General features: G+C 72.0%; 16 protein-coding genes. 3 read left to right on the plus strand and 13 right to left on the minus strand.

The genetic code is table 11. The features are described 5' to 3' along the window. Positions 1-156: 156 nt before the first annotated feature. Genes rplT through infC form a run of 3 tightly spaced genes read right to left on the minus strand, consistent with a single transcriptional unit; the run spans position 157 to position 1,490 of the window. Positions 157-537 (minus strand): 50S ribosomal protein L20, encoded by a 381-nt coding sequence (rplT, locus tag GCG21_RS05595; RefSeq protein ID WP_153878288.1) that lies wholly within the window; start codon positions 535-537, stop codon positions 157-159. A gap of 25 nt (positions 538-562) precedes the next feature. After that, the gene (gene rpmI / locus GCG21_RS05600; RefSeq protein WP_152818296.1) at positions 563-757 is read right to left on the minus strand and encodes a 50S ribosomal protein L35; all 195 of its coding nucleotides are present in this window, start codon (positions 755-757) and stop codon (positions 563-565) included. 16 nt (positions 758-773) lie between these two features. Further along, on the minus strand, positions 774-1,490 hold the full coding sequence (infC, locus tag GCG21_RS05605) for a translation initiation factor IF-3 (protein WP_152818297.1): 717 nt from the start codon (positions 1,488-1,490) through the stop codon (positions 774-776). A 171-nt stretch (positions 1,491-1,661) separates the two neighbouring features. On the opposite strand from infC, the gene GCG21_RS05610 reads away from it, so the two are divergent. Next, the gene (locus GCG21_RS05610) at positions 1,662-2,060 is read left to right on the plus strand and encodes a DUF1844 domain-containing protein (RefSeq protein WP_152818298.1); all 399 of its coding nucleotides are present in this window, start codon (positions 1,662-1,664) and stop codon (positions 2,058-2,060) included. 170 nt (positions 2,061-2,230) lie between these two features. On the opposite strand, the gene GCG21_RS05615 is transcribed toward GCG21_RS05610, so the two are convergent. From GCG21_RS05615 to GCG21_RS05660, 9 genes are all read right to left on the minus strand, one after another. After that, a complete protein-coding gene (locus tag GCG21_RS05615; RefSeq protein WP_227993319.1) occupies positions 2,231-2,872 on the minus strand; it encodes a hypothetical protein in 642 nt (213 codons plus the stop codon). Between the two features lie 154 nt (positions 2,873-3,026). Beyond that, positions 3,027-6,557: a family 16 glycoside hydrolase gene (locus GCG21_RS05620; protein ID WP_152818299.1), complete on the minus strand. Its 3,531-nt coding sequence runs from the start codon at positions 6,555-6,557 to the stop codon at positions 3,027-3,029. A 584-nt stretch (positions 6,558-7,141) separates the two neighbouring features. Beyond that, a complete protein-coding gene (locus tag GCG21_RS05625) occupies positions 7,142-9,742 on the minus strand; it encodes an HNH endonuclease signature motif containing protein (RefSeq protein ID WP_152818300.1) in 2,601 nt (866 codons plus the stop codon). 961 nt (positions 9,743-10,703) lie between these two features. Further along, complete coding sequence (locus tag GCG21_RS05635; RefSeq protein WP_152818302.1) at positions 10,704-11,573, minus strand: SseB family protein; 870 nt, start codon at positions 11,571-11,573, stop codon at positions 10,704-10,706. After that, complete coding sequence (gene priA, locus GCG21_RS05640; protein WP_152818303.1) at positions 11,570-12,298, minus strand: bifunctional 1-(5-phosphoribosyl)-5-((5-phosphoribosylamino)methylideneamino)imidazole-4-carboxamide isomerase/phosphoribosylanthranilate isomerase PriA; 729 nt, start codon at positions 12,296-12,298, stop codon at positions 11,570-11,572. The genes GCG21_RS05635 and priA overlap by 4 nt, the downstream gene beginning before the upstream one ends. Before the next feature lie 77 nt (positions 12,299-12,375). Beyond that, positions 12,376-12,984, minus strand: coding sequence for an imidazole glycerol phosphate synthase subunit HisH (hisH, locus tag GCG21_RS05645; protein WP_370517315.1), 609 nt, complete (start codon positions 12,982-12,984; stop codon positions 12,376-12,378). Further along, on the minus strand, positions 12,981-13,838 hold the full coding sequence (locus tag GCG21_RS05650; RefSeq protein WP_152818304.1) for a hypothetical protein: 858 nt from the start codon (positions 13,836-13,838) through the stop codon (positions 12,981-12,983). The genes hisH and GCG21_RS05650 overlap by 4 nt, the downstream gene beginning before the upstream one ends. Then, entirely contained in the window at positions 13,838-14,464 is a 627-nt protein-coding gene (gene hisB / locus GCG21_RS05655; RefSeq protein WP_152818305.1) for an imidazoleglycerol-phosphate dehydratase HisB, read from the minus strand. Before hisB ends, GCG21_RS05650 begins: the two co-directional genes overlap by 1 nt. Continuing rightward, on the minus strand, positions 14,461-15,570 hold the full coding sequence (locus tag GCG21_RS05660) for a histidinol-phosphate transaminase (RefSeq protein WP_370517316.1): 1,110 nt from the start codon (positions 15,568-15,570) through the stop codon (positions 14,461-14,463). Before GCG21_RS05660 ends, hisB begins: the two co-directional genes overlap by 4 nt. A gap of 150 nt (positions 15,571-15,720) precedes the next feature. Here GCG21_RS05660 and GCG21_RS05665 point away from each other — a divergent pair, with 150 nt between their 5' ends. Further along, positions 15,721-16,947: an NAD(P)/FAD-dependent oxidoreductase gene (locus tag GCG21_RS05665; RefSeq protein WP_152818306.1), complete on the plus strand. Its 1,227-nt coding sequence runs from the start codon at positions 15,721-15,723 to the stop codon at positions 16,945-16,947. Between the two features lie 74 nt (positions 16,948-17,021). On the opposite strand, the gene GCG21_RS05670 is transcribed toward GCG21_RS05665, so the two are convergent. After that, complete coding sequence (locus GCG21_RS05670; protein WP_152818307.1) at positions 17,022-20,561, minus strand: AfsR/SARP family transcriptional regulator; 3,540 nt, start codon at positions 20,559-20,561, stop codon at positions 17,022-17,024. 177 nt (positions 20,562-20,738) lie between these two features. On the opposite strand from GCG21_RS05670, the gene GCG21_RS05675 reads away from it, so the two are divergent. Beyond that, positions 20,739-22,898, plus strand: coding sequence for a RecQ family ATP-dependent DNA helicase (locus GCG21_RS05675; RefSeq protein WP_152818308.1), 2,160 nt, complete (start codon positions 20,739-20,741; stop codon positions 22,896-22,898). Positions 22,899-23,060 lie beyond the last annotated feature (162 nt).

Below are 23,060 nucleotides of genomic sequence, written 5' to 3' on the forward strand. Positions count from 1 at the left end.
ACCACCCCGCGGTGGCCACCCGTCCGCGCACCGGCGCGCGAGGCACGGGCGAGGCGCCCACCCGAGGTGAGCGTCGCCGTCCCTGAGCACGAGACGGCGCCTCAGCACAGCGCAGCGCCCCCGGGAGACTCCCGAGGGCGCTGCGGTGTGCCTGAATCAGGCGGCCGGGGCGTTGACGTCCGCCGGCAGGGCCTTCCGTGCGGTCTCGACCAGCGCGGAGAACGCGGTCGGCTCGTTCACGGCGAGCTCGGCGAGGAGGCGGCGGTCCACCTCGACACCGGCGGCCTTGAGGCCCTGGATGAAACGGTTGTAGGTCATCCCCTCGGCCCGGACGGCCGCGTTGATCCGCTGGATCCACAGGCGACGGAAGTCACCCTTCTTCGCCCGGCGGTCGCGGTAGGAGTAGCTCAGCGAGTGAGTGACCTGCTCCTTGGCCTTGCGGTACAGGCGCGAACGCTGACCGCGGTAGCCGCTGGCCCGTTCGAGGGTTGTCCGGCGCTTCTTCTGGGCATTGACTGCCCGCTTGACGCGTGCCACGTCGTCTCCTTGGTGTTGGGGGCCGTCAGCGGCCGAGCATCTTGTTGATCTTCTTGGCGTCGGCCGGGGCGACGACGACGTCGTTCTTCAGACGTCCCGCCTGGGCGCTGGAGCGCTCCTGGAACTTGTGCACGTGGCGGGCGCGCTCACGCATGAGCTTGCCTGCCCCGGTCACCCGGAAACGCTTCTTCGCACCAGAGTGCGTCTTATTCTTCGGCATCATTCATCCTTGGTTGTCACTGACTCGACGACTGCTCGGCAGCCTTCTGTGCCTGTTCACGCTGCTTGCGCTGTTCACGCTGGGCGTCGGCCTTCTTCTTGTTCGGGCCGATCACCATGGTCATGTTGCGGCCATCGAGGCGCGGGGCGCTCTCCACGTGGCCGAGCTCGGCCACGTCCTCGGCGAGCCGCTGCAGGAGCCGCATCCCCATCTCGGGGCGGGACTGCTCACGGCCACGGAACATGATCATGACCTTGACCTTGTCGCCGCCCTTGAGGAACCGCTCGACGTGGCCCTTCTTGGTGCCGTAGTCGTGCGGGTCGATCTTCAGCCGGAAACGGATCTCCTTGAGAACCGTGTTCGTCTGGTTTCGCCGAGCATCCCGCGCCTTCTGGTCGGCTTCGTACTTGAACTTGCCGAAGTCCATGAGTTTGGCGACGGGCGGGCGGGCGTCGGGGGCCACCTCGACCAGGTCGAGGTCGGCCTCGTTCGCCAGCCGCAATGCGTCTTCGACGCGAACAATGCCTACCTGTTCACCGTTGGGTCCGACGAGGCGTACTTCGGACACACGGATCCGCTCGTTGATGCGGGGCTCGCTGATGTGTTGCTCCTTCACCGTGGTGTGTGGGCGTCCGCCACGAGCGAGAAAAGGCCCCCGCTCGCGGTTGCATGCGGAGGCCTCAAGGTGGCGCAGTGGATCGCTCGGACACACCACGGGATGCGGTCCGCTCATCACGGCGCATCCGACCTTGACTACCTGGGCCCTGTCGGTTCGGTGTTGCTGAACGGTCGGGCCGAGGTGGGAGAATCTCCACTTGCACTCTGTCGAGGAGACGCGGTGCCGGGCGGTGAGGCTCGGCGGCCGTGTTCTTCAACAGTCGGTCGATCTGGAACACTACCAGATATGAACGCAGCTGACCGTGGCATCGACCACTCCCCCTCCGATGGTGGCCCGGACCACACCCATCTCTCGGCGGACGCGCAGATCCGCGACATCGCCGACGTCTCCGCGGCGCAGATCATCGGCGCCGCCGCCGTCCATCTCATGAGCGCCGCGGCCGTCAAGGTCGGCCTCGCCGAGGACGAGGCGAGCGGCGACTATCTCGACCTCGACGAGGGGCGCAAGCTCATCGACGCCCTCGCCGGGCTCATCACCGCGAGCGGGCCCGCGCTGGACGACCGGCACGCCCGGCCGTTGCGGGACGGCCTGCGCTCGCTCCAGCTCGCGTTCCGGGAGGCCTCCGAGGTCCAGGACGAGCCCGGGAAGGGCCCGGGCGAGAAGTTCACCGGGCACGTCTCGTAGGTTCTCACGCGTAGGGACGGCGTCGCTCACCTCGGGCGGCGCCGTCTTCGTGTGTCGGGGCCGGGTCGGGTGTCGGGCGGGTCGGGTGCCGGTGGTGACCACCGGCACGCCCGTGGCCGGGACCCGGTCGCGGGTCCCGGCCACGGGCGATCACGCGCTGCCGGGGTGGGTCAGTACGAATCCTCGAAGAGCGAGAGGGTGAGCACCGAGGAATAGCTGCCCGGGGCCACGTCGGTCTCGGTGCGCAGCACCAGGTCCGCGTTCGCCGTCCAGCTGCCGTTCTCCGCGTGCGCCTCCTGGGAGTCGAGCGCCAGGAGGAACAACTCCTCACCCGCCAGCCCGGGACCCTCGCCGTCGGCATCGAGCACGGTGCCGACCTCCTGGCCCTCACCCACGGCCCCGCTCGAGCTCTCGGTCACCATCGCCGGCGTCCACCCCAGGTGCTCCGGACCGATCGGGGCCTGCCCGTCATCACCCACGAAGTCACTCGCCTGACCGTTGACGTACCAGTACACGCCCTCGGGCGCGTCACTGCGGGTATCGGTCACGGTCACATTCGGCAACTCACCGGTGAACTGACGAAACTCCTCGGTCGAGCCGTCCTCGACCAGCGTCGACTGGGTGCCATCGACCGTCATCGTCAACGCACCCGCCGACCCGATCTCGACACCGATCTCGACCGCACTGGTGTCCTCGGCATCCGGGTGCGCGGCCATCGCCGCCGTCCCCACACCCACGAGCATCACACCACCGACCGCACCGACCACGGCACGTCCGACCACACTGCGCTTGACCACACTGCGCTTGACCATCTTCTTCTCCCATCTCCCCGACCGGCGCTCGCCGCGTCGAGATGTGTACTGCCGGGCTGCTTCGCCCGCGGATGTCGAATCGTTCATTCACCGGTCGGCCTGCCCCCGCGGGGGAGGACCCGCAGGGGCAGGCCGACCGGTCACGCACTCGGACCTAGGAACAGGACACCGCCTCGTAGGCGAGCACCTCCTGCCCATCCAGCCCGTCGCCGCCCGTCGCATCGACGGTGAGCTCACCGCCGTCGATCGCGACCGACCGCGTCGTGAACGCGAGCGACTTCGTCGCACCATCGGCCAGAGCCGCAACGGACCTGGTACCGAAGGCCGTCTCGACGCTCACATCGAGCGGCGCGCCGGCCACGTTCGTCACCGACGCCACGAGCACCTGCCTGCCGGCCACGCACCGGGTCGTCACCGCCGTCTCGGTCAGCACGCCGACCGGGCCGCCGTCGTCGGCGGAGAATTCGTGGCTCCACTCGGCGGTGGAGCCCTCGGCCAGCACGTACCGCCCGGTCGCGTGGGCGGTGACCGTCACCGTGCCGGAGCCCGGGTGGGTGCCGGCCTCGACCACGGCGCCGTCGACCCGGTACGCCACGCCCTCGACCGCGGGAATGGTGTAGGTGTCGGCGTCGGTGCCGTCCTCGTCGGAGAACGTCACCTCGGCCGGGGTCGCCTCCGGGTAGACCGGTGCCTCGTCCAGTTCGTCGATCTGCACGTTGCGGTAGTAGATGGTCTCGCCGCCGCCGTGGTTCTGAAGCCCGATGAAGCCCTGGCTCAGGTCACGGGCCGGGTCGGTGCTGACGAAGTCGTTCACGAGTTCGCCGTTGAGGAAGATCTTGATGGTGTCTCCCCAGACGACGATGTCGTACGAGTTCCACTGCCCGACCGGGTTGAGCGCCGCGTCGCGGGCCACCTCGTCGGCGCCCTGGAAGGTGTAGACCGCACCGGTCGTGCGGTCCGGCTCGTCGCTCGCGTCGATCTGGATCTCGTAGCCCTGGTTGACGGCGACCCACGGGTCGTTGCCGGGGTCGGGGAAGCCGATGAAGACCCCGCCGTTGTCGTCCTTGATGAGCTTCCAGTCGAGCTTGAGGCTGTAGTTGTCGAAGTCCTGCTGGGTGTACCACAGCAGCCCCATGCCGCCGGTGGAACGCAGGGAGCAGTCCTCGTAGCGCCCGAAGGATCCGCCGCCCGCGAGGCTCCAGTCGTCCATGCTGGCGAGGGTGCCGTCGTAGATCGCGGTGTAGCCGGGATCGGCCTGGAACGGGGTGCAGATGTCGGGTGCGCCGATCGAGAGCATGTCGAGGTTGACGTTGCCGTCATCGCCCTCGTCGTAGCGGAGCATGATCGAGTTGGCTCCGGCACGCAGGTCCAGGTCGCGGGTGACCGTGCCCCAGTCCTTCCAGGTGCCGGTGCTGGGAAGCTCCCAGGGCCCGATGAGCTCGCCGTTGACGTACAGCGACATGGTCTTGGTGCCCTCGAATGGGTTCGGCCCGTTGGCGTAGCGCAGGTACACCGGCTGGGTCCCGGACTCGTCGACCGTGACGTCGAACCGCACGCTCGCTCCCACGGTGTTGATCGCGTCGGCGAAGCCCGCACCGGAGTAGTTGCTGTGCTCGGTGTCGATGTCCGCCCCGCCGCCGAGGACGGCGTCCTCGGCCTCGTAGTAGCCGCGCTCGGCCGGTCCGACGTAGCCCGGGAGGGTGTTGAGCGTGTACCAGGCCTCGGTGTTCCACAGGCGCTGGCCGTCGGCGGACTCGAACGTCTGCGGCATGTGGGGCGAGCGCAGGTGGACGACGCGGCCCGGCTTGAGCCCGTCGACCGTCAGGTTGACCGTGGTCCGGTCCGCGGAGACCTCCGCGCCGGTCACGGCGAGGATCTCCTCGCCGATCTTGGGTCCACCGTAGGAGGAGGTGGGCACGTAGCGCCACTGCGACAGGGTGTAGGCGTCGGCGATGCTGGCCGCCGTCTCCTCGGACAGCGGTTGGGTGTAGGTGATCGCGAAGCCGTCGTCCGTCAGGCGCATCTCGTGCATGTCGAAGGTGTCGTCGCCGACGGGCACGAGCTTCTGCAGGCCGTACCGGAGCTTGCCGGCCTCGCCCCAGTTGCCGGCCTCGCCGATTCCGCCGACGTAGATCGACCCGTCGGGGCCGACGATCGTGCGGTTGACACCGGCCTCGAGCCCGGCGCTGTGCCGGAACACGGCGCCCTGGTACTCGCCCTCGACCTGTTCGAGGAAGATCCGCTGCAGGCCGCCGTAGGTGACGTCGCCGAAGAGCATCTGCCCGGCGAAGGGGCCCTGCTCGAGCAGGAACGGCGCGCTCGGGGAGTTGCCGATGTCGTTCTGCGGGATCCACACGGCCGGGTCGGTCACGGGCTGGTCGTCGAAGGGGCCGGCCGGGGTCATATAGTGGTTGAAGAACCGGTCCTGCTCGATGTGCACGAGCTTCGAGCTCGGTAGCCAGTCGCCCTGGTTGTCCATGACGAAGACGTCCTCGTTCGGACCCCAGGCGATGCCGTTCGGGGTGCGCAGGCCACCGGCCACGAACGTGACCTCCCCGGTGTCGCGGTCGACCTTGATCGAGGTGCCGCGGTTGCTCGCCGGCTGCGGCACGGTGGAGTGGCCACCCTGGTTGATCGCGACCGAGAGGCTCAGGTAGAAGTAGTCCTCGTCGTAGATGAGGCCGAAGGCGAATTCGTGGAAGTTCTCTCCGAAGGGCCAGGTCGCGAACTGGTTGCGCTGGTCGTAGACGCCGTCGCCGTCGGGGTCGGTGAGCTCGGTGAGCCCGTCCCGCTCGGAGACGAAGATCGACTCGCCGATGACGGCGACGCCCATCGGGTTGAACAGTTCGTCGGCGACCTTGACGGCCGTGACGTCCTCGGGACCGTCCGCCCCCTGGGCGCCCTCGAGGATGTAGACCTCGCCCGAGTACGGGTCATCGGTCCACCCGCCGGGGCTGACGTTGCCGGAGGTGACGACCACGAGATCGCCGTCCGCGTTGAAGTCGAGAGCGGAGACCGCGGGCTCGAAGCCCTCGGGCCGCAGATCGACCAGCTCGTAGTTCGGGTTGACGGTCGACAGCGGCATTCCGTCGCCGGAGGTGTCCGTGTCGCCCACGCAGCTCTTCGTACCCGGTGCCGTGACCCGTACGACGCCGGCCTCGGTGGTGAGCACGGAGGCGGGAACGACCTCGAAGGCGCTCTGGCCCGGCTGCTTCCACTCGAGGGTGAGGCGCTGCTTGTCGAAGCCCTCGTAGTGCTCGATCCGCACGGGGTGGACGCCGGCGTCGAGGGTGGCGGTGGCGGTGACGGAGGTCGAGTCGCTCGGCCCGTCGTTGTTGATCAGGACCTGGTCGTCCAGGTAGAAGATCGCGCCGTCGTCGTTGGTCATGCGGAACTCGTACGAACCGGCCTCGGCAACGTGGAGGTTCGCGATGGCGTGGGTGATGAAGTTGCTCGAGAGGCCGAAGTCCGCGTCGGCGCTCCAGTCGATCGTCGGCATGATCTTGTCGACGTTCGGGGTGGTGCCCGGGGTGAGCGGGCAGACCGCGCCCGGGTCACGCCCGAGCTGGAATGTGCGCAGGGTGACGCCGGGCTCCTGCTCGGGGAGCGCCGCGGTGCTCACCCCGTCGCCCGGCGCGGCCGACGCTCCCGTCATCGCCAGCGGTATCACCAACGCGGCGGTCATGACCGCCGTCGCGCCTCGGGCCGACCATCGGCCGGCTGCTGTCCGTCTGACCACAAATCCTCCTCGATGTGTACGGAATCTGCCTCTCGCCGCGATCCGCCTTCGTGGTCGCATGGGCGAGCCGCACCGGCGCCCCGTGGGTGCGTTCCGGCTCGGATGTTCGAGCCCTCGTCGCCGAGGGCTCTGCGTGACCACGGACCCCGCTCCGGGCCCTGCCATCGGGCTTCCGATATGGGGTGTGTCACACAGCACGGACTATACGGAGCACTTTGGGTCGCGTCAAGACATAAGTCTGCATCGTGGACACGACGTAATGACAGCGCCCTTGTGACCTTTGTGCGCTCCATACGGACGGCAGGCCGTCGGGCACAGGTGGTCGGGCGTGTATCCCGCACAGACCGTCAGGCCCGCAGGGCGCGCAGGCAGTCAGGCCCGTAGGGCGCACAGGCAGTCAGGTGCGCATGGCGCGCAGGCAGTCAGGTGCGCACGGCGCGCAGGCAATCGTTGGAGAGTGTCCGCCGTCCTCGTCACCGGGCGGTGCTGCCCAGCAGCGTCCTGTGCGCCGGGCTCCTGTGCTCCGGGCTCTACACGGAGGGTGGCTGCGATGACCTGTTGGCGAGGATGGCCTCGAGGTCGGCCTCGCTGGGCTCGACGTCGCTGTCGGCATTGCCGTATTCGTAGTCGAGGGCGTCCATGAAGGCCTCGTCGAGGTCGTCCCGGCGAGCCCGGGAGTCGGGGCTGGCCTCAATGTCCGAGCGGTCGGGCTGTTCCGCGTGACCCTCGAGGTCCGTGCGAGCTCCGAGGTCCGTGTGAGCCTCGAGGACCGTGTGAGCCTCGAGTCCTGGGAGAGTCTCGAGTCCTGGGAGACTCTCGTGGCCTGGGAGAGCCGGCTGGTCCGGGCGCGCCGGGTGATCTGGGTGCGGCTCGCGGCCTGGAACAGCGCCGAGGCCCTGACGCCCGTTGAAGTCCTGGAGCCCCTGGAGGTCGTGGAGGTCTGGGAGTGCGGCGAGGTCGTGGCGGTGCCAGGCCTGGTCGGTGACCTCGGTCGTGCCGGTCGGAGTGCGCAGGAACCGTAGGCCCATGGGGCCGCTCCAGTAGTAGGTTCCGGGTCCGAGCATGACGTAGGACCAGGAGCCGCGGCCCTGCGGCTGCCCGGGGTGGTTGTGCGTCTTCCAGCGGTGGTGCCGGCGACACAGGCTGGCGAGGTTGCAGGTGCAGGTCGGCCCGCCGACCGGGTCGCCCTGGGGATCGGTCTTCCAGGGGTCGATATGGTCGGCATCGCAGGCCCGGGCCGGGCGGGCGCAATTGGGGAACACGCAGGTTCGATCCCGTAGGTGGAGGTGGTCCTTGATCACGTCCCCGGCGGCATAGCCGGCGACCTCGTGTTCGGTCTCGAGGTCGATGACCGGACGCACGAACACCTGCGGCCCCCACGGCCCACCCGACCCGCCAGGCCCGTGCGCCGCGCCGGACCCGCCAGCGCGCCCGGGCATGGCCGCGTCGTGGGGTGTGGTGAACATGGCCGCGACCTCGGCGGCGGTGATCACGAGCCCGGGCGGGATCCCCGGCCCCTCGATGCGCACGGGTTCACGGGACAACCGCCCCGCGACATAGGCCGCATCGGCGGCGTGCTCGGGATCGACTGCGCCCGCTGCGGCCGCTGTGCCCGTCGAGCCGGCCGCATGTTCGAGACAACCCGTGCCCGGCGGGTCCGCGTACGACCCATCGTCGGACAGGCCGCCGGGATGGCAATGAGGCCGGCCGCCGGGATCACGATCGGGATGATCAGGGGATCGGCCGCCGGGATGATCAGGAGGCGGGCCGCCAAGATGATCGGGAGGCGGGCCGCCAGGATGGTGACCGGGCCCGTGATCGGAATGATCACGGGGTGGGCCGCAGGGTTGGTCGGGTGGCCTGCCGTCGGGCCAGAACGCGGAGGCGTTCATGTGCAGGTACATGACGACCTTCGCCCGCGGCACGCCCCGACCCGACCGCGCAGGACCGCAGGACACACCACGACCAGTCACCGTGGCAGGCGCCTCGCCGGTCGGGTCCGCCGCCGCAGCTTCGCCCACCGCCGTTCCGGCGGCGCTGCCCACGGCTGCACTCCCGGCGCTGCCCACGGCTGCACTCCCAGCGGGACCCGCGGCCGTACTCGTGGCCGGGGCCGCGGCTGTGCTCACGGACGGGCCGTCGAACTGGCCCGCGGCTTCATCGGGAGTCAGATCGACTACAGCGGCCGCAGCCATGCCCCCAGCGCCGCCGATGCCGACTGTGCCGCCCGTGCCGCCCGTGCCGCCCGTGCTGTTCGCCCAGTCCGGCGCCCCCGCCCCCGGCGCCTGTGCCTGCTGGGCCTGCTGGGCCTGCTGGGTCTGCTGGGCCTGCTGGCCTGGTTGCCCGCTGGTCAGGTCGAAGCCGTCCTGCCGGGCCGGTTCGGGGTGGTGGGTGGCGGCGATGATGCCCTCGAACGTGAGCGAGCGACGGGTATCGAGGACCTCACCGGATCCGGCGGCCTTGAGTTGCGCGGCCCCGAAGGTCAGGCTCTGTTCGAGATCGAGGGCGGCGAAGGTGGATACGATCGCGTCGATGCGGCCGGTGCCGTCGGTGCCGATATGGACATCGGCCCGGCGCGGATCGGCCTGCGCCCGCTGCAGGTGGGCGTATTGGTCGGGCATGTGGGTGATCATCGCCTCCCGCACCAGGGACTTGATGGCGTATCGGCCCCGGATCGCCCCGGCCGCTGCGACCTGGACATCGACGAACCCGGCCGCCTCCACAGTCAAACCGAGGGTCTGTTCGGCCACGAGCCGGGCCGTGTGCGCCCGGGTACGCCCATCGAGGACGCGCCCGTACAGCAGTGGCAGGCGTTCGGCGACCTCGAGGGCTTCGAGGAGCATCGCCTGGGCGGCGTCGGTGGAGAAGCCGGTCACGGCCGCGAACCAGTTCGCCGCCGAATCACAGTACGAGACCCCCAGGGCCAGATCGGTGTGACAGGACCACGCCCCGCACTCTTCGGTGACCGGGCTGCGTTGGGCGATCTCGATCGCCAGGAAGAACAGATCGGCCTCCGCGCCCGCCTGGACCTTGCGCACCTGGCGGACTCGGTCCAGTACCGCGTCCTCGGAGGCGATCGAGGCGATCTCCGCTCGCCTCGCTCGCATCTGCCGGGCTGCCTTCGTGCTCATGAAACAACCCTAGAACCGAGCACCGACATTCACCCCGGACAGCGGGACGACGGGGACCACGGCCCGGATCCCGTGGAATCGAGGTGCCATCCCGCGGCATCGGGGCGGAACCCCGAAGAGGCCCCAGAGCCACGCGGGAACCCGCGGAGGCACGCGGGAACCCGCGGGACCCAGGGAACCCTCGGACCCCGGGGAACCCGGGGAACCTCGAAGAGACCCGGGGAACCCGGGGAACCCGCGGAACCCGGGGAACCCGCGGAACCTGGGGAACCTGGGGAACCCGGGGAACCCGCGGAACCCAGAGAACCCGCGGAACCCGCGGAATCCCGGGAACCCGGTCGAGCCTCGCGGACGAGTGCGAAGCCGGCCGCGAAGCGAGCCGTGGCGGGAGCCGTAGCGTGAGCCGCGAAGCGAGCCGTGGCGTGAGCCGCGAGGCACATAGCGCAGACACGACGCCGGCATGCACACCACCGATTCGAGACCGCTGAACGGATCGGCTGCTCCGATCCGCGAGCGGCGCACCGCGTGTCGTCCACCGACACACGGGCCACCTCATGGACGGCGCACAATGAGCCGTCGATCACGAACCGCCGATCGCGAGCCGCCGGTCAGGGAGGACACGTTGCGAACGGACGGTCACGGGTCACCTCGTGGACAGAGCACGATGAGCCGTCGATCACGAACCACCGGTCACGAGCCGCCGGCCGGGGAGAACACGGTGCGAACGGACGATCCCGGGCCACCTCGTGGACAGAGCGCCGCGATCCGCCGGTCGCGGGGAGAGCCACGACACGGGTTGAGCAAGTTGGACTGTGCGACGGGTTGGACGAGTGCGACGGGTTGGACGGGTACGACGGGTTGGACGGGTACGACGGGTTGGACGGGTACGACGGGTTGGACGGGTACGACGGAAGCGACTACAGCGGCTGCACGGGCTACAGACGTTCTGCGGGCTACGCGGCTACGCGGGTTCCGCGTCCGTGGCGGTCGTGATGCGCAGCTCGAGAGAGTCGACCCGGGCCGTGACCACCGTCGAGGCGCCGAGGGCCGCCGAGGCCTGCTGGGAGGCGCTGATCACGCCGACGCGGTCGAGTCCGGGCCGCAGGGCGAGCACGATCCGGATCTCGGCACCGGTGCCCGGCCGGATCTCGGCACGGACGGCGGCCGGGATCGACTCGACGATCCCGGCGATCGCCTGGTGGACCTCCGGGTCCACCAGCGGGTTCGACCACGGCTCCCCCGTGGCGATGGCCGCCACGGCGTGGCTGGGCACGAGGGTCGTGTGGTCGCTTCCGGGATCGAGCACGAGGAGTGAATCGGCCTCCGTACCGGCCGCGAGCGCGGCCTTACGCGCCTCGACCGGCACGGGCCGGGCATCCGCACGCCATGCGGTGAGCGCGGCCACCGAGGAGAACACCGGGATCGCCCCCCGACCGTCCGGGGCGGCCACGGTGACCATGGCGGCGTGCGCGCTCTTCTCCCCCACCACCTGACCCTCGAACTCGGGGGCCTCCATCTCGTCGAGGTTCGCCACGACCGGGATGAGCAGGCGTGCCTCCCGGAGCGCCTCGACGATCGCGCCGAGCCGGTGCGGCTGCTCGGTGGCGAACGCGGCGGCCAGGGCCGCGGGCGTGGAGCCGTCGTCCCCGGCGAAGGCCGAGGACTGGGGGAACGGCTTGAGTCCGCCGGGCCCCGCCTCGGTCGGGTTGGCGAGCGCGCTCAGGTCGGGCAGTGCCCCATGATCCCGCGGTGCGCCGTGATCCCCCGGCCCGCTGTGATCCCCCGGCCCGCTGTGATCCCGCGGGGCGCCGTGATCGTGCGGAACGGTCACGGCCGGCCCGCGATGTCCAGGGCCTGCGGCAGGGTGAACTGTCCGGCATAGAGGGCCTTGCCGATGATCGCGCCCTCGACGCCCGTATCCACGAGCGCGGTGAGCGCGCGGATGTCGTCGAGCCCCGAGATGCCCCCGGAGGCGATGACCGGCGCCCGGGTGTGCTCGCAGATCTGGGTGAGCAGGTCGAGGTTCGGGCCCTGGAGGGTGCCGTCCTTCGTCACGTCGGTCACGACGTATCGCGCACAGCCGTCCCGTTCGAGGCGCTCGAGCACCTCCCACAGGTCGCCGCCCTCCTTGGTCCAGCCGCGGCCGGCCAGGGTCGTGCCACGCACGTCGAGCCCGACGGCGATCTTCTCGCCGTGCTCGGCGATGACGCGCGCGGTCCACTCGGGCTGTTCGAGCGCGGCGGTGCCCAGGTTGACCCGAGCGCAGCCGGTCGCGAGCGCCCGGGCGAGCGAGTCGTCGTCCCGAATCCCGCCGGAGAGCTCCACCCGCACGTCGACCGAGGCGACAACCTCGGCGATGAGTTCGGCATTCGACCCGCGCCCGAAGGCGGCGTCGAGGTCGACGAGGTGGATCCACTCCGCCCCGCCATCCGCCCACTGCCGGGCGGCCTCGAGCGGGCTGCCGTAGGAGGTCTCCGAGCCGGCCTCCCCCTGGTAGAGGCGCACGGCCCGCCCCTCGACCACGTCGATGGCGGGGAGCAGTTGCAGGCGGGTCATGGAGGTCCGTTTCGTCGATGGGTCTGCGGGCACGCGGCCGGGAACCAGCCTAGGCGATCGGCCGTGCTCGGCCGTTCTCAGTCCAGGGTCTCGAGCCAGTTCGCGAGCAGTTGCGCGCCCGCGTCGCCGGACTTCTCCGGGTGGAACTGGGTGGCCTGCAGCGTGCCGTTCTCCACGGCCGCCACGAACCGGTGGCCGTGCTCGGCCCAGGTGATGTCGGTGTGCTCGGGCGCGGTCCGCGCCGCGTAGGAGTGCACGAAATAGAACCGTTCATCGGCGATCCCGCGGAAGAGCACGGTGTCGGCCGGGGGCTCCACCTGCGCCCAGCCCATGTGCGGAACGATCGGGGCGTCGAGCCGCTCCACGAGGCCGTCCCACTGGCCGAGCCCGTCGGCGATCACGCCGTGCTCGTTGCCGCGGGCGAACATCACCTGCATGCCCACGCAGATTCCCAGCACCGGGCGGCCGCCGGCGAGGCGACGTTCGACCATCCGGGGGGCGCCGACGCGACGCAGCTGATCCATGACCGCCGCGAAGGCGCCGACCCCGGGCACCACGAGCCCGTCGGCGCCGGCCACCGCCTCCGGGTCCGACGTGAGGTCGACCGTGACGCCGAGCCGGCTGAGGGCACAGGCGACCGAGCGCACGTTGCCCGAGCCGTAGTCGAGCACGGCGATGCGCGTCACGGCCGGCGCCACTTCGGGCCGCGCTTGGTCGGATTGCCCGAGGCTCCCGGAGTCTGCGGGCCGGCGGCCGCCTCGGTCGCAGGATCAAGCGCGCCGGGAACGTCCGCGGGGGCGATCTGGCCGAGCACGAGCTGCTCCACCACGTCGTCGGCCCCCGTGGTCACGAGTCCGGGCGGAAGGGACTCCACGTGCTTTCCGGCCACGTACCGGTCGGCGCTCACGTTCCCGCCCGGCCCCTCCTCGGCGGAATGCGTGACCCGCGCGGTCAGCAGGACCACCCCGTACTTCGAGGTGTGCGAGAGCGCCTTGGCCACGTCGAGGATGTCGCCCGGGAGTTCCCCGGTGAGGGCCGAGAGGTCATCCGGTGCGACGGGCACGGCGCAGGCCGTGACCGCTCCGGTCCGCGTGGGCACGACCGGCCAGTCCATCCCGGCCAGGCCCATGAGTCGCGCGAGGGCGGGGGCGTGCGCAAGCGGGGTGAGCACCACCGCGGTCACGGTCGAGGCCGCGTCCGAACCGTCCGACTCACCGGACTCACCCGGCTCGACCGACTCGCCCGCGTCAGCCGACTCGCCCGGCTCCCCCGACTCGTCGGCGTCGCCCGACTCTGCCGAATACCCGGCTCCCGACCTCGGCCCCGGTTCGCCGACGCCGTCCGTCTCCTCGGTCGTCGCGCCGAAGTGCGCGGCGAAGTCGGCGTCGAACGCCTCGAGATCGAAGTCGTCCTCGCCGAAGGCCCCTGCGCCACCCGAGCCACCCGTACCGCCTGCGCCGCCCGTGCCACTGGAGCCGCCAGAGCCCCCAGTGCCACTGGCGCCCCCGGAGCCACTAGGGCCACTGGAGCCGGCAGACATCACAGGGCCCCCTTGGTGGAGGGAATCCCCTCCACCCGCGGGTCACGCTCGATGGCCGCGCGCAGCGCCCGCGCGAGGGCCTTGAACTGGGCCTCGACGATGTGGTGCGGATCGCGGCCGCCGAGCACGCGCACGTGCAGGCAGATGTTCGCGTGGTGGGCGATCGACTCGAACACGTGTCGGGTGAGCGATCCGGTGAAGTGCCCCCCGATGAGGTGGTACTCCTGCCCGGCGGGCTCGCCGGAGTGCACGAGGTAGGGCCGGCCCGAGACGTCCACGACGGCCTGGGCGAGCGCCTCGTCGAGCGGCACGAGCGCGTCCCCGAACCGGGCGATGCCGGCCTTGTCGCCGAGGGCCTGGCGCAGCGCCTGCCCGAGCGAGATCGCCACGTCCTCCACGGTGTGGTGGGCGTCGACGTGCACATCGCCCTGGGCGCGCACGGTCAGGTCGATGAGGGAGTGCTTGCCGAGCGCGGTGAGCATGTGATCGTAGAACGGCACGCCGGTGTCGATCTCGGTGCGCCCACGGCCGTCGAGATCCAGCTCGACCAGCACGCTCGACTCGCTCGTGACGCGCTCGACGCGGCCCGTGCGGGCCGCCGTTCCATTATTCGCTGACGGGCTCATCGGCCGGTGACCTCCAGTAGTGCCGTGCGGAAAGCAGCCATCTGCTCGCCGGTGCCAACGCTCACTCGCAGGTACCGCTCCGGCCCGGTCTCCCGGATGAGCACCCCGCGATCGAGCAGTCCTTGCCACACCGCGTGCCGATCCTCGAACTCCCCGAACAGGATGAAGTTCGCGTCCGAATCCACGGTGGTGAAACCATTCTCCCCCAGCCAGGCGGCCAGGTCGTCCCGCGCGCCGCGCAGCTCCGCGACCTGCGCCTGCAACCCGCCCGCGTGGGCCAGCGCCGCCCGCGCGACGGCCTGGGTGACGGCCGACAGGTGATACGGCAGCCGCACGATCCGCAGCACGTCCACGACCTGCGGTGCGGCGGCGAGGTAGCCGAGCCGGACCCCGGCGAACGCGAACGCCTTGCTCATCGTGCGCGTCACCACCAGGTGCGGGTGCCGCGCGAGCAGCTCGAGCGCGCTGCCCGTGCCCTCGCGCCGGAACTCGGCGTAGGCCTCGTCGACCACGACGACGCTCGCCGCCCCCTCCGGTCCGGTGGTTCGGGCCGCCGCCGCGATCTCCTCGATCGCGGCCACCGACAGCGCCGTGCCGGTGGGGTTGTTCGGGCTCGCGAGCAGCACGAGCGCGGGCCGTTCCGCGCGCATCCGGGCGATCACCGTGTCCGCGTCGAGGGTGTGGTCCGCGTTGCGTTCGGCCGTGACCCAGGCCGTGAAGGTGTCGCGGGCGTACTCCGGGTACATCGAGTAGGTGGGCGTGAAACTCAGCGCCACCCGCCCGGGCCCGCCGAACGCCTGGAACAGGTGCAACATGACCTCGTTCGAGCCGTTCGCGGCCCAGATGTTCTCCACGCCGAGCCCGCGAACGCCCGATTCGGCCGCGAGGTAGGCGGCCAGGTCCGCGCGGAGCCCGGCGAACTCGCGATCCGGGTAGCGATTGAGCGTATGGACGACGTCCGTCACCGCCGCCGTGATCGCCGCCTCGACCTCGGGGGTCGGTTCGTAGGGGTTCTCGTTCACGTTGAGCAGGTGCGGCACGTCGAGCTGGGGGGCGCCGTACGGCTCGAGGCCGCGCAGGTCCGGTCGGATCGGGAGGTTCGTCACGGCACGAGTCTACTGAGGCCCCCAGGGTGCCAACTGCTCGGGCGCGTTGTTCGTCGGCGCACGTATCCCCCTGCCGATCCCCTGCCGAACCGTCCCCACGAGCGGTTGGAACGCGGCCCCCCACCGGCACGCCCATGGCAGGCTGGCCGGATGAGCCGGCGATTCATCATCCTCGGCGCCGGGCAGGCCGGCGGAACGGCCGCGCTCACCCTGCGCGCCCTCGGGTTCGACGGGACGATCGAGCTGATCGGCCGCGAACCCCACATTCCCTACGAGCGGCCCCCGCTGTCGAAGTCCTATCTCGCAGGTGAGCCGTACCGGTCCCACGACCTCCTTCCACACGAGGACTGGTACGAGAACCACGACGTCCGGTTCCGGCGGGGACGGACCGCCGTGGGCATCGACCGGGCCCGCACACGGGTCCTGCTGGACCGGGGCGACCGGGTCGACTACGACGCGCTGCTCCTTGCCACCGGGTCGCAGCCGCGACGCTTGACCGTGCCGGGAGGCACGGGCGGGCAGGTGCACTATCTACGCACCCTCGAAGACTCCGAGCGCCTGGGCGCCCGGCTGCGGCCCGGCGCCCGTGTGGTGATCATCGGCGGCGGCTGGATCGGGCTCGAGGTCGCAGCGACCGCCTCGCTCTCCGGGTGCCACGTCACGGTCGTCGATCCACACGACGTGTCGTTGCAGCCCACCCTCGGAGCGACCGTCGGCGGCTTCTTCACCGGTGTCCACCGCGCGCACGGTGTCGACTTCCGCTTCGGCCGCCGGGCCACCGAGATCCGCGCACGAGCGGGAACCACGCGCGTCGTCCTGGACGACGGCGATTCCCTCCGGGCGGACTGCGTGGTCATCGCGATCGGCGCCGTCCCCGACACCGGGCTCGTCGATCCCGAGCTGCTCGGGGCCGATGGCGGGGTCCGTGTCGATTCCCGCATGCGAACCAAGGACCCGCACGTATTCGCCGCCGGCGACATCGCCGCGGTGGCGAACGGGTTCTACGGCACCTCGCTGCGCAGTGAGCACTGGGCCAATGCGCTGATGAGCGGTGAGATCGCGGCCCGGTCGATGCTCGGCCGCGACTCGGAATTCGATCCCGTCCCGTTCGTCTTCACCGACCAGTACGACCTGTTCGTCGAATACGCCGGGTGGGTGCGCCGGGGTGCGGCGGAGGAGCCCGTCATCCGCGGGGACCCGGCCGCCCGGGCCTTCCAGGCGTTCTGGCTCGCGGACGGGCGGGTGGTGGCCGCGATGCACGTCAACCGCCGGGACGAGGGGATGACGCCGTTGCAGGATCTGATCCGCGCGCGGGTCAGGGTGGATCCGTCGCGGCTGGCCGACCCGCAGGTTCCCCTACCGAGCCTGCTCGATTGAGACGACGCGCCTGTCCTGCGTCGAGTGGATGAGCGGACCGGCACCGGTCTACGTTGGCGAGCCGGGCGTCGTCCCTACGCCTGCGGCGTGAGCCGCCGGCGCAATGCGTCGAGGTGCCCGTGCCAGATCGGGGCGCGGAGGCGGTCGGTGACGCGGGCGGCGACGTCGAGAAGCCGCGCGGCCTGCTCCCGATCCCCGGCGACCGCCGTCACGGCGGCCAGGTGCAGGGCCATCGGGCCGGCGTCGATCGTGCCGTTGTCGGCCACGAGCCGCTCGTAGGGCGCGAGCGCGCCGGCGAGCAGGCCGGCGGACGGCGCGTCCCCGAGCGCCGCGGCGGCCTGGCACAGGTAGGCCATCCCGTGCAGCCACAGCATGTCGCGGGGAAGGGTGGAGAAGCCGGAGTCCACGAACTCCGCGAGGAGGGCGCGCGCCTGGTCGTGCGCACCGGCGTGGGCGAGGGCGAGCGCGTGGGCGGCCCGCCACGCCGGGATGGCCGCGGCGTAGCGCAGCGCCTGTTCGGCGGAGTCGTCGCGCAGGTCGCCGGGACCCCCGGCGTGCAGGAGCAGCATGAACATCTGCCCGGCGTACCAGGCGTGAGCGTCGGGCTGCCCGGAGGCGGTGCCCAGCTCGAGGGCGGCGTCGGCCTGGGCGCGGGCCGAGGCGAGGTCGCCGGTGCCGGCGGTGCGGGTCGCCTGCCAGCAGCGGGTCATCCACAGCCGGGCCGGTTCGTTGAGCGTGTCGGCGAGGCCGAGGGCGCGCGCGAGTGCTCGATCGGCCTCGGCGCCGTCGCCGACGGTCAGCGCGGATTGGGCCAGCCCGATCGTCGCGCTGAGCTCGAGCCCCTCGTCGCCGCGGCGCCGGGCGAGCCGCTCGAGGCGCCGGTTGAGTTCGACGCAGCCGGCCGGATCCTCGAAGGAGGCGTACATCACGGCGTACCGGTCGGAGAGCAGCTGCCCGAGGATCCGCTCGTCGCCCGCGCCCTCGGCCAGTTCGAGCGCCCGGGCGCTGTGCTCGAGCGCCTCGTCGCGGCGGCTCGTGTCCCGCACGATCTCCACGGCCCACGCCCCGAGCAGCCGGGCCCGGGTCGAGTGCCGGTCCGCGGGGCAGGCGGCGAGGGCGTCCTCGAGCTGGGCCACGCGCTCGTGATCGAGGCCCACGGTGCTCGCGTACCAGCCGCGCGAGTTGGCCAGCACGGCGGTCACGAGCCGGTCGTGATCGGAGAGTCGTCGGGCCAGGCGGCCCGCCTCGAGCAGCGTGTCGCGGTAGGCCGGGTCGGCCCCGCCGAAGAGCGCCCGCCCGAGCCCGATGAGCAGATCGCAGTACTGGGCCGAGCCGCTCCGTTCGGCGGTGGTGTCCGCGAGCGCGAGCGCGCGCCGGTAGAACCGCTCGGCGCTCCCGGGGGCTCGCTGGTCCAGGGCCGCCTCGCCGGCCAGCACGAGCGCGGTGACGGCGCGGTCCGGCCCGGCGATCGGCGCGGCCCGCTCGCTGTGGTGGGCGCGGGCGTAGGGGTTCGCGGCGGCGCCGGCGGCCTCGAGCGCGGCGGCCGCCCGGGCGTGGAGCCGGGCCCGCCGCAGGGGCGCGATCTCCTCGTAGAGCATCGCCCGCACGACGTCGTGGCAGAACACGTAGCGCCACGGCTGCCCGTCCGCCTCGATGAGCCGGGCGTACACGGCGGCCGAGAGGGCGTCGTCGAGGCGGTCCTCGTCGCCGTACACCTGCGCCAGGAGCTCGAGTTCGAACCGGCGCCCGAGAACGGCCGCCTGCTCGAGCACCTCGCGGGCACGACGCGGCAGCGTCTCGAGGCGGGCATGGATGACGGTCCGCAGCCCGGGTGGGATCGCGCCGAGCGGGGGCCGGCCCGCGTCGCGGGGGTCCGCTGGGGCGACGGTCCCGGGGGCGGCCTCGCCCGGGAGGGTGCGCAGTTGGCGCATGAGCTCGAGCACGAACAGCGGCAGCCCGCCCGAGGCGTGCTGGATCCGGTCGACGAGCTGTTCGCTCGCCTCGCCTCCCCCGCCCGCGACCTCGGCGAGCACCACGTCGCGGGTCGCGGACCGGTCGAGGCGGCCCAGCGACAGCTGAGTCACGACCTCGGACTGGCGCAGCACGGGCAGGAACCGTTCCGGGATGCGGCGCGTGCCCGGGTCATCGCGATCGCGCAGCGTGATGAGGACGAGGACGCGGGCGGACCGGGCGGAGCGGATGAGGTGCTCGAGGAGCGCCGTGGTCTCCGGGCTCGACCAGTGCAGGTCGTCGATCACCCACACCATCGGGGTGACCCGGGTGGATTCGATGAGCCAGCGGGTCAGGGCGGCGCGGACCCTGTGCACTTGGGTGGCGGGGTCGGTCCCCTCCCCCGGGCCGGGCAGGAGCGGGGCGAGCGCGGGCGCGATGGGCAGGAGGTCGCGGGCGTCGGGCCCGAGGCGGTTGCGGGCCCGCGTGGCGTCCGTGCCCGCGACGTGCTCGATGTCGGCGGCGAGGATGTCGGCGAACGGCTGATAGGCGCTCTCGACGTCGTCGTCGCAGCGGCCGTATCGCACCCGGGCGCCCTCGCGCGCGAGCCGGGAGGCGAACTCCTCCGCGAGCCGGCTCTTGCCGATGCCGAGCTCGCCGGTGATGGTGACGACGCGCAGTCCGCGTCGCGCCTCCCGCCAAGCGGATTCGAGGATCTCGAGCTCGCGTCCGCGCCCGGGCAGTCCGGGGCGCGCGTCGTCGCTGCTCGCCCGCGCGCGGGCCCTCGGGCGCTGCTCGGCCCGGAGAGTCGGCACGGCGGGCACAGCGGGTGAGGCGGGTGAGGCGGGCACAGCGGGCGCGCCCGGGGAGTCGGCGAGCCCGGGCGGCGCGGCGCCCACGAGGAGGGCCCGGTGGATCTCGGTCAGCCGCTCCCCCGGCTCGTGCCCGAGCGCGCCGACGAGAGCGGAGCGGGCCGCGTGGAAGGCCGCGAGGGCCTCCGGGATCCGGCCGTGCTGGTACAGGGCGGCCATGAGGTGCGCCCAGAACGCCTCCACGAGCGGGCTCGCGCCGGTGAGCCGCTGCAGTTCCGGGATGAGGTCGGGGCCGCGGCCGCAGGCGAGGTAGGCCTCGTTGCGGTCGATCTCGACCGACTGGCGCAGATGCTCGAGGTGGGTCGCGATCGTCGTCATCCCGGAGTTCGGAGCCAGGTCGGCGAAGGCGGTGCCGCGCCAGAGCGTCAGGGCGCGGTCGAGGTAGCCGGCCGCCTCGTCGGCGGCGCCGGCCTTGAGGAGGTCCTGGCCGCGAGCGCTCAGCTGCTTGAAGGTCGTGACGTCGACGACGACGCTCTCCGGCGCCAGCCGATAGCCGCCGTGACGCCGCTCGACCGGCAGGTTCGCGCGCAGCCGCGAGACGTGCTGCTGCAGCGCACGGGTGGGCTCGCGCGGGGCGGAGTTCCACAGGTCCTCCACGAGCGCGTCCACGGAGACCGCCGCCGGGGCCGAGACCGCGAGCCGGGCCAGCAGGGCGCGCTGCTTCGCCCCGCCCAGGTCCAGGGGGAGCCCGCGCCGGCTGACCTCCACGGGTCCGAGCACGGCAACGCTCACCTTGTCGTCCACACCGACCTCCTCGACGATCGTCGACGGCTCGCCCGCCGGGGCAACCATAGCGGCGGCTGGGAACCGGCCATGAACTGTCCGAGAGCGTGGACAGCCTCGACACGAGCGGTGCCGGGCGGTGCCGGGCGGTGCCGGGCGAGCCCGGGGGATCCTACGGCGGCGGGGTTCGCGGCGGCTCGCGGACCCCCCGTCGCCGGTGTCGGGGGCCGCGGTTAGTCTCGCAGGATGAGCTCCTCCCCCACGGCGGCCCCGGCCGCATCCACCTGCGCACCTCCCCCGGCCCGATCCCCCGAGGAGGCCGAACTACGGGAGCGGGCGGGCGCCGTCCTCACGCGGCTCGTCGGGCGGGAGGGCGTGACGCTGCGCGCGGATCAGTGGGAGGCGATCCGTGCGCTCGTGGTGGATCGGGCGCGGGCGCTCGTGGTGCAGCGCACGGGATGGGGCAAGTCGGCCGTGTACTTCGTGGCCACGGCGCTGCTGCGCGAAGGCGGCAGCGGCCCCACCCTGATCATCTCGCCGCTGCTGGCGCTCATGCGCGATCAGGTGGCGGCGGCCACGCGCGCCGGGATCCGGGCGATCACGCTCAACTCGGCCAACACGGGCGACTGGGACGCCCTGCACGAGGAGATCCGCGCGGGCGCCGCCGACATCGTGCTGTGCTCGCCCGAACGGCTGAACAACCCCACGTTCGCCGCGGAGGTGCTGCCGCACCTGGCGGCCGAGGCGGGCCTCGTGGTCGTGGACGAGGCGCACTGCATCTCTGACTGGGGGCACGACTTCCGCCCGGACTATCGGCGGATCTCCACCCTGCTCGCGGCACTGCCCACGAGGGTGCCGGTGCTGGCGACCACGGCGACCGCGAACGAGCGCGTGTGTGCCGACGTGGCCGAGCAGCTCGGGGCGGACGTGCTCACGCTGCGCGGCGGCCTCGACCGAGCCAGCCTGCGCCTGGCGGTCGCGCCGGTGGCCGATCAGCCGACCCGGCTCGCGTGGTTGGCGGAGCGGCTCGGCGGCTATGCGGGCTCGGGGATCGTCTACTGCCTCACGGTGGCGGCCGCCGAGGAGACCGCCCGGTTCCTGCGCGAGGCCGGTCACGAGGTGGCCGCCTACACGGGCGGGACCGACCCCACCCGCCGGGAGGAGCTGGAGCGGGCGCTGCTGGGGAACGAGGTCAAGGCGCTCGTGGCCACGTCCGCCCTGGGGATGGGGTTCGACAAGTCCGACCTGGCGTTCGTCATCCATCTGGGGGCGCCCGCCTCGCCGATCGGGTACTACCAGCAGATCGGCCGGGCCGGCCGGGCCACGGACCGGGCCGAGGTCGTGTTGTTGCCGGGTCCGGAGGACCGCGCGATCTGGGACTATTTCGGCTCCCTCTCGTTCCCGCCGCCGGCGGCGGTCTCGGCGGCCCTGGCGGCCCTGCCGCGGGAGGGGCAGGCGCCGATGTCGACCGCGGCGCTCGAGACCCACGTCGACCTGCGCCGCACCCGGCTCGAGCTCATGCTCAAGGTGCTCGACGTCGACGGCGCGGTGCGGCGGGTGCGCGGCGGATGGATCGCCACCGGCGATCGCTGGGATTACGACGCGGCCCGCTACGAGCGCGTCGAGCAGGCCCGGCGGGCCGAGCAGTCCACCATGATCGACTACGAGAGCACGAACGAGTGCCGGATGCGATTCCTGCGCCGCTGCCTCGACGACCCCACCCTCACCGGTGAGCCGTGCGGGCGCTGCGACAACTGCGGGGGCGTGCCGGTGCCGGAGCTGCCCGCGGTACAGGTCGTGACCGCGGCGGCCCGGGCCCTCGAGCGCCCGGGCGTCGAGATCACCCCGCGCAAGGCCTGGCCCACCGGGATGAAGGCCGCCGGGATCACGGTCGCCGGAGCCGCCCTCTCCGGGCGGATCTCGCCACCCGCCGAGCCCGGCCGGGCCCTCGCCCGGCTCGACGGCCTCGGGCTCTCGCTGGCCGTGCGCGACTGCGTGACCGGGCCCGACGGCGACGTGCCGGACCGGCTGCGCGGGCCCCTGAGCGCGCTCCTGTCGGACTGGCGGCCGCCGGTCGAGGCGATCGTCGCGGTCGATTCGGTCACGCGTCCCCGGTTGGTGCGCCATCTCGCCGGCGGCACCGCCGCCCTCCTGGAGGTCCCGATCCTCGGGGCGCTCGGCGCGCGCGCGGAGCAGCTCGAGCCCACGAGCAGGGATGTGAACTCGGCCCACCGGCTCGCGGCGGTGGCCCGGCGCCTGCGACTGCCCGACCTGGCAGTGGCGGGCCGATCGATCCTCCTGCTGGACGACGTCAGCTACTCCGGCTGGACGCTCACCGTGGCCGCGCGGCTGCTCGTCGCGGCCGGGGCGCGAGCCGTGTATCCACTCACCCTCGGGCTCGGGTAGGTCGGGCACGCGTCCGTTCGGGCTCCGACTCGCCCAACACCAAACACGCACCAAGATCACTTCTTAATCACGTCAGGCTGTCGCCATGCCCATGATGCGATCACCCCTTGACAGCGCTTGAACCATCGTTGCGTAATATTCCAGCAATGTCTTGATATCGAG

The sequence above is a fragment of the Pseudactinotalea sp. HY160 genome, from assembly GCF_009372055.1.
Taxonomy (GTDB): Bacteria; Actinomycetota; Actinomycetes; order Actinomycetales; family Beutenbergiaceae; genus HY158.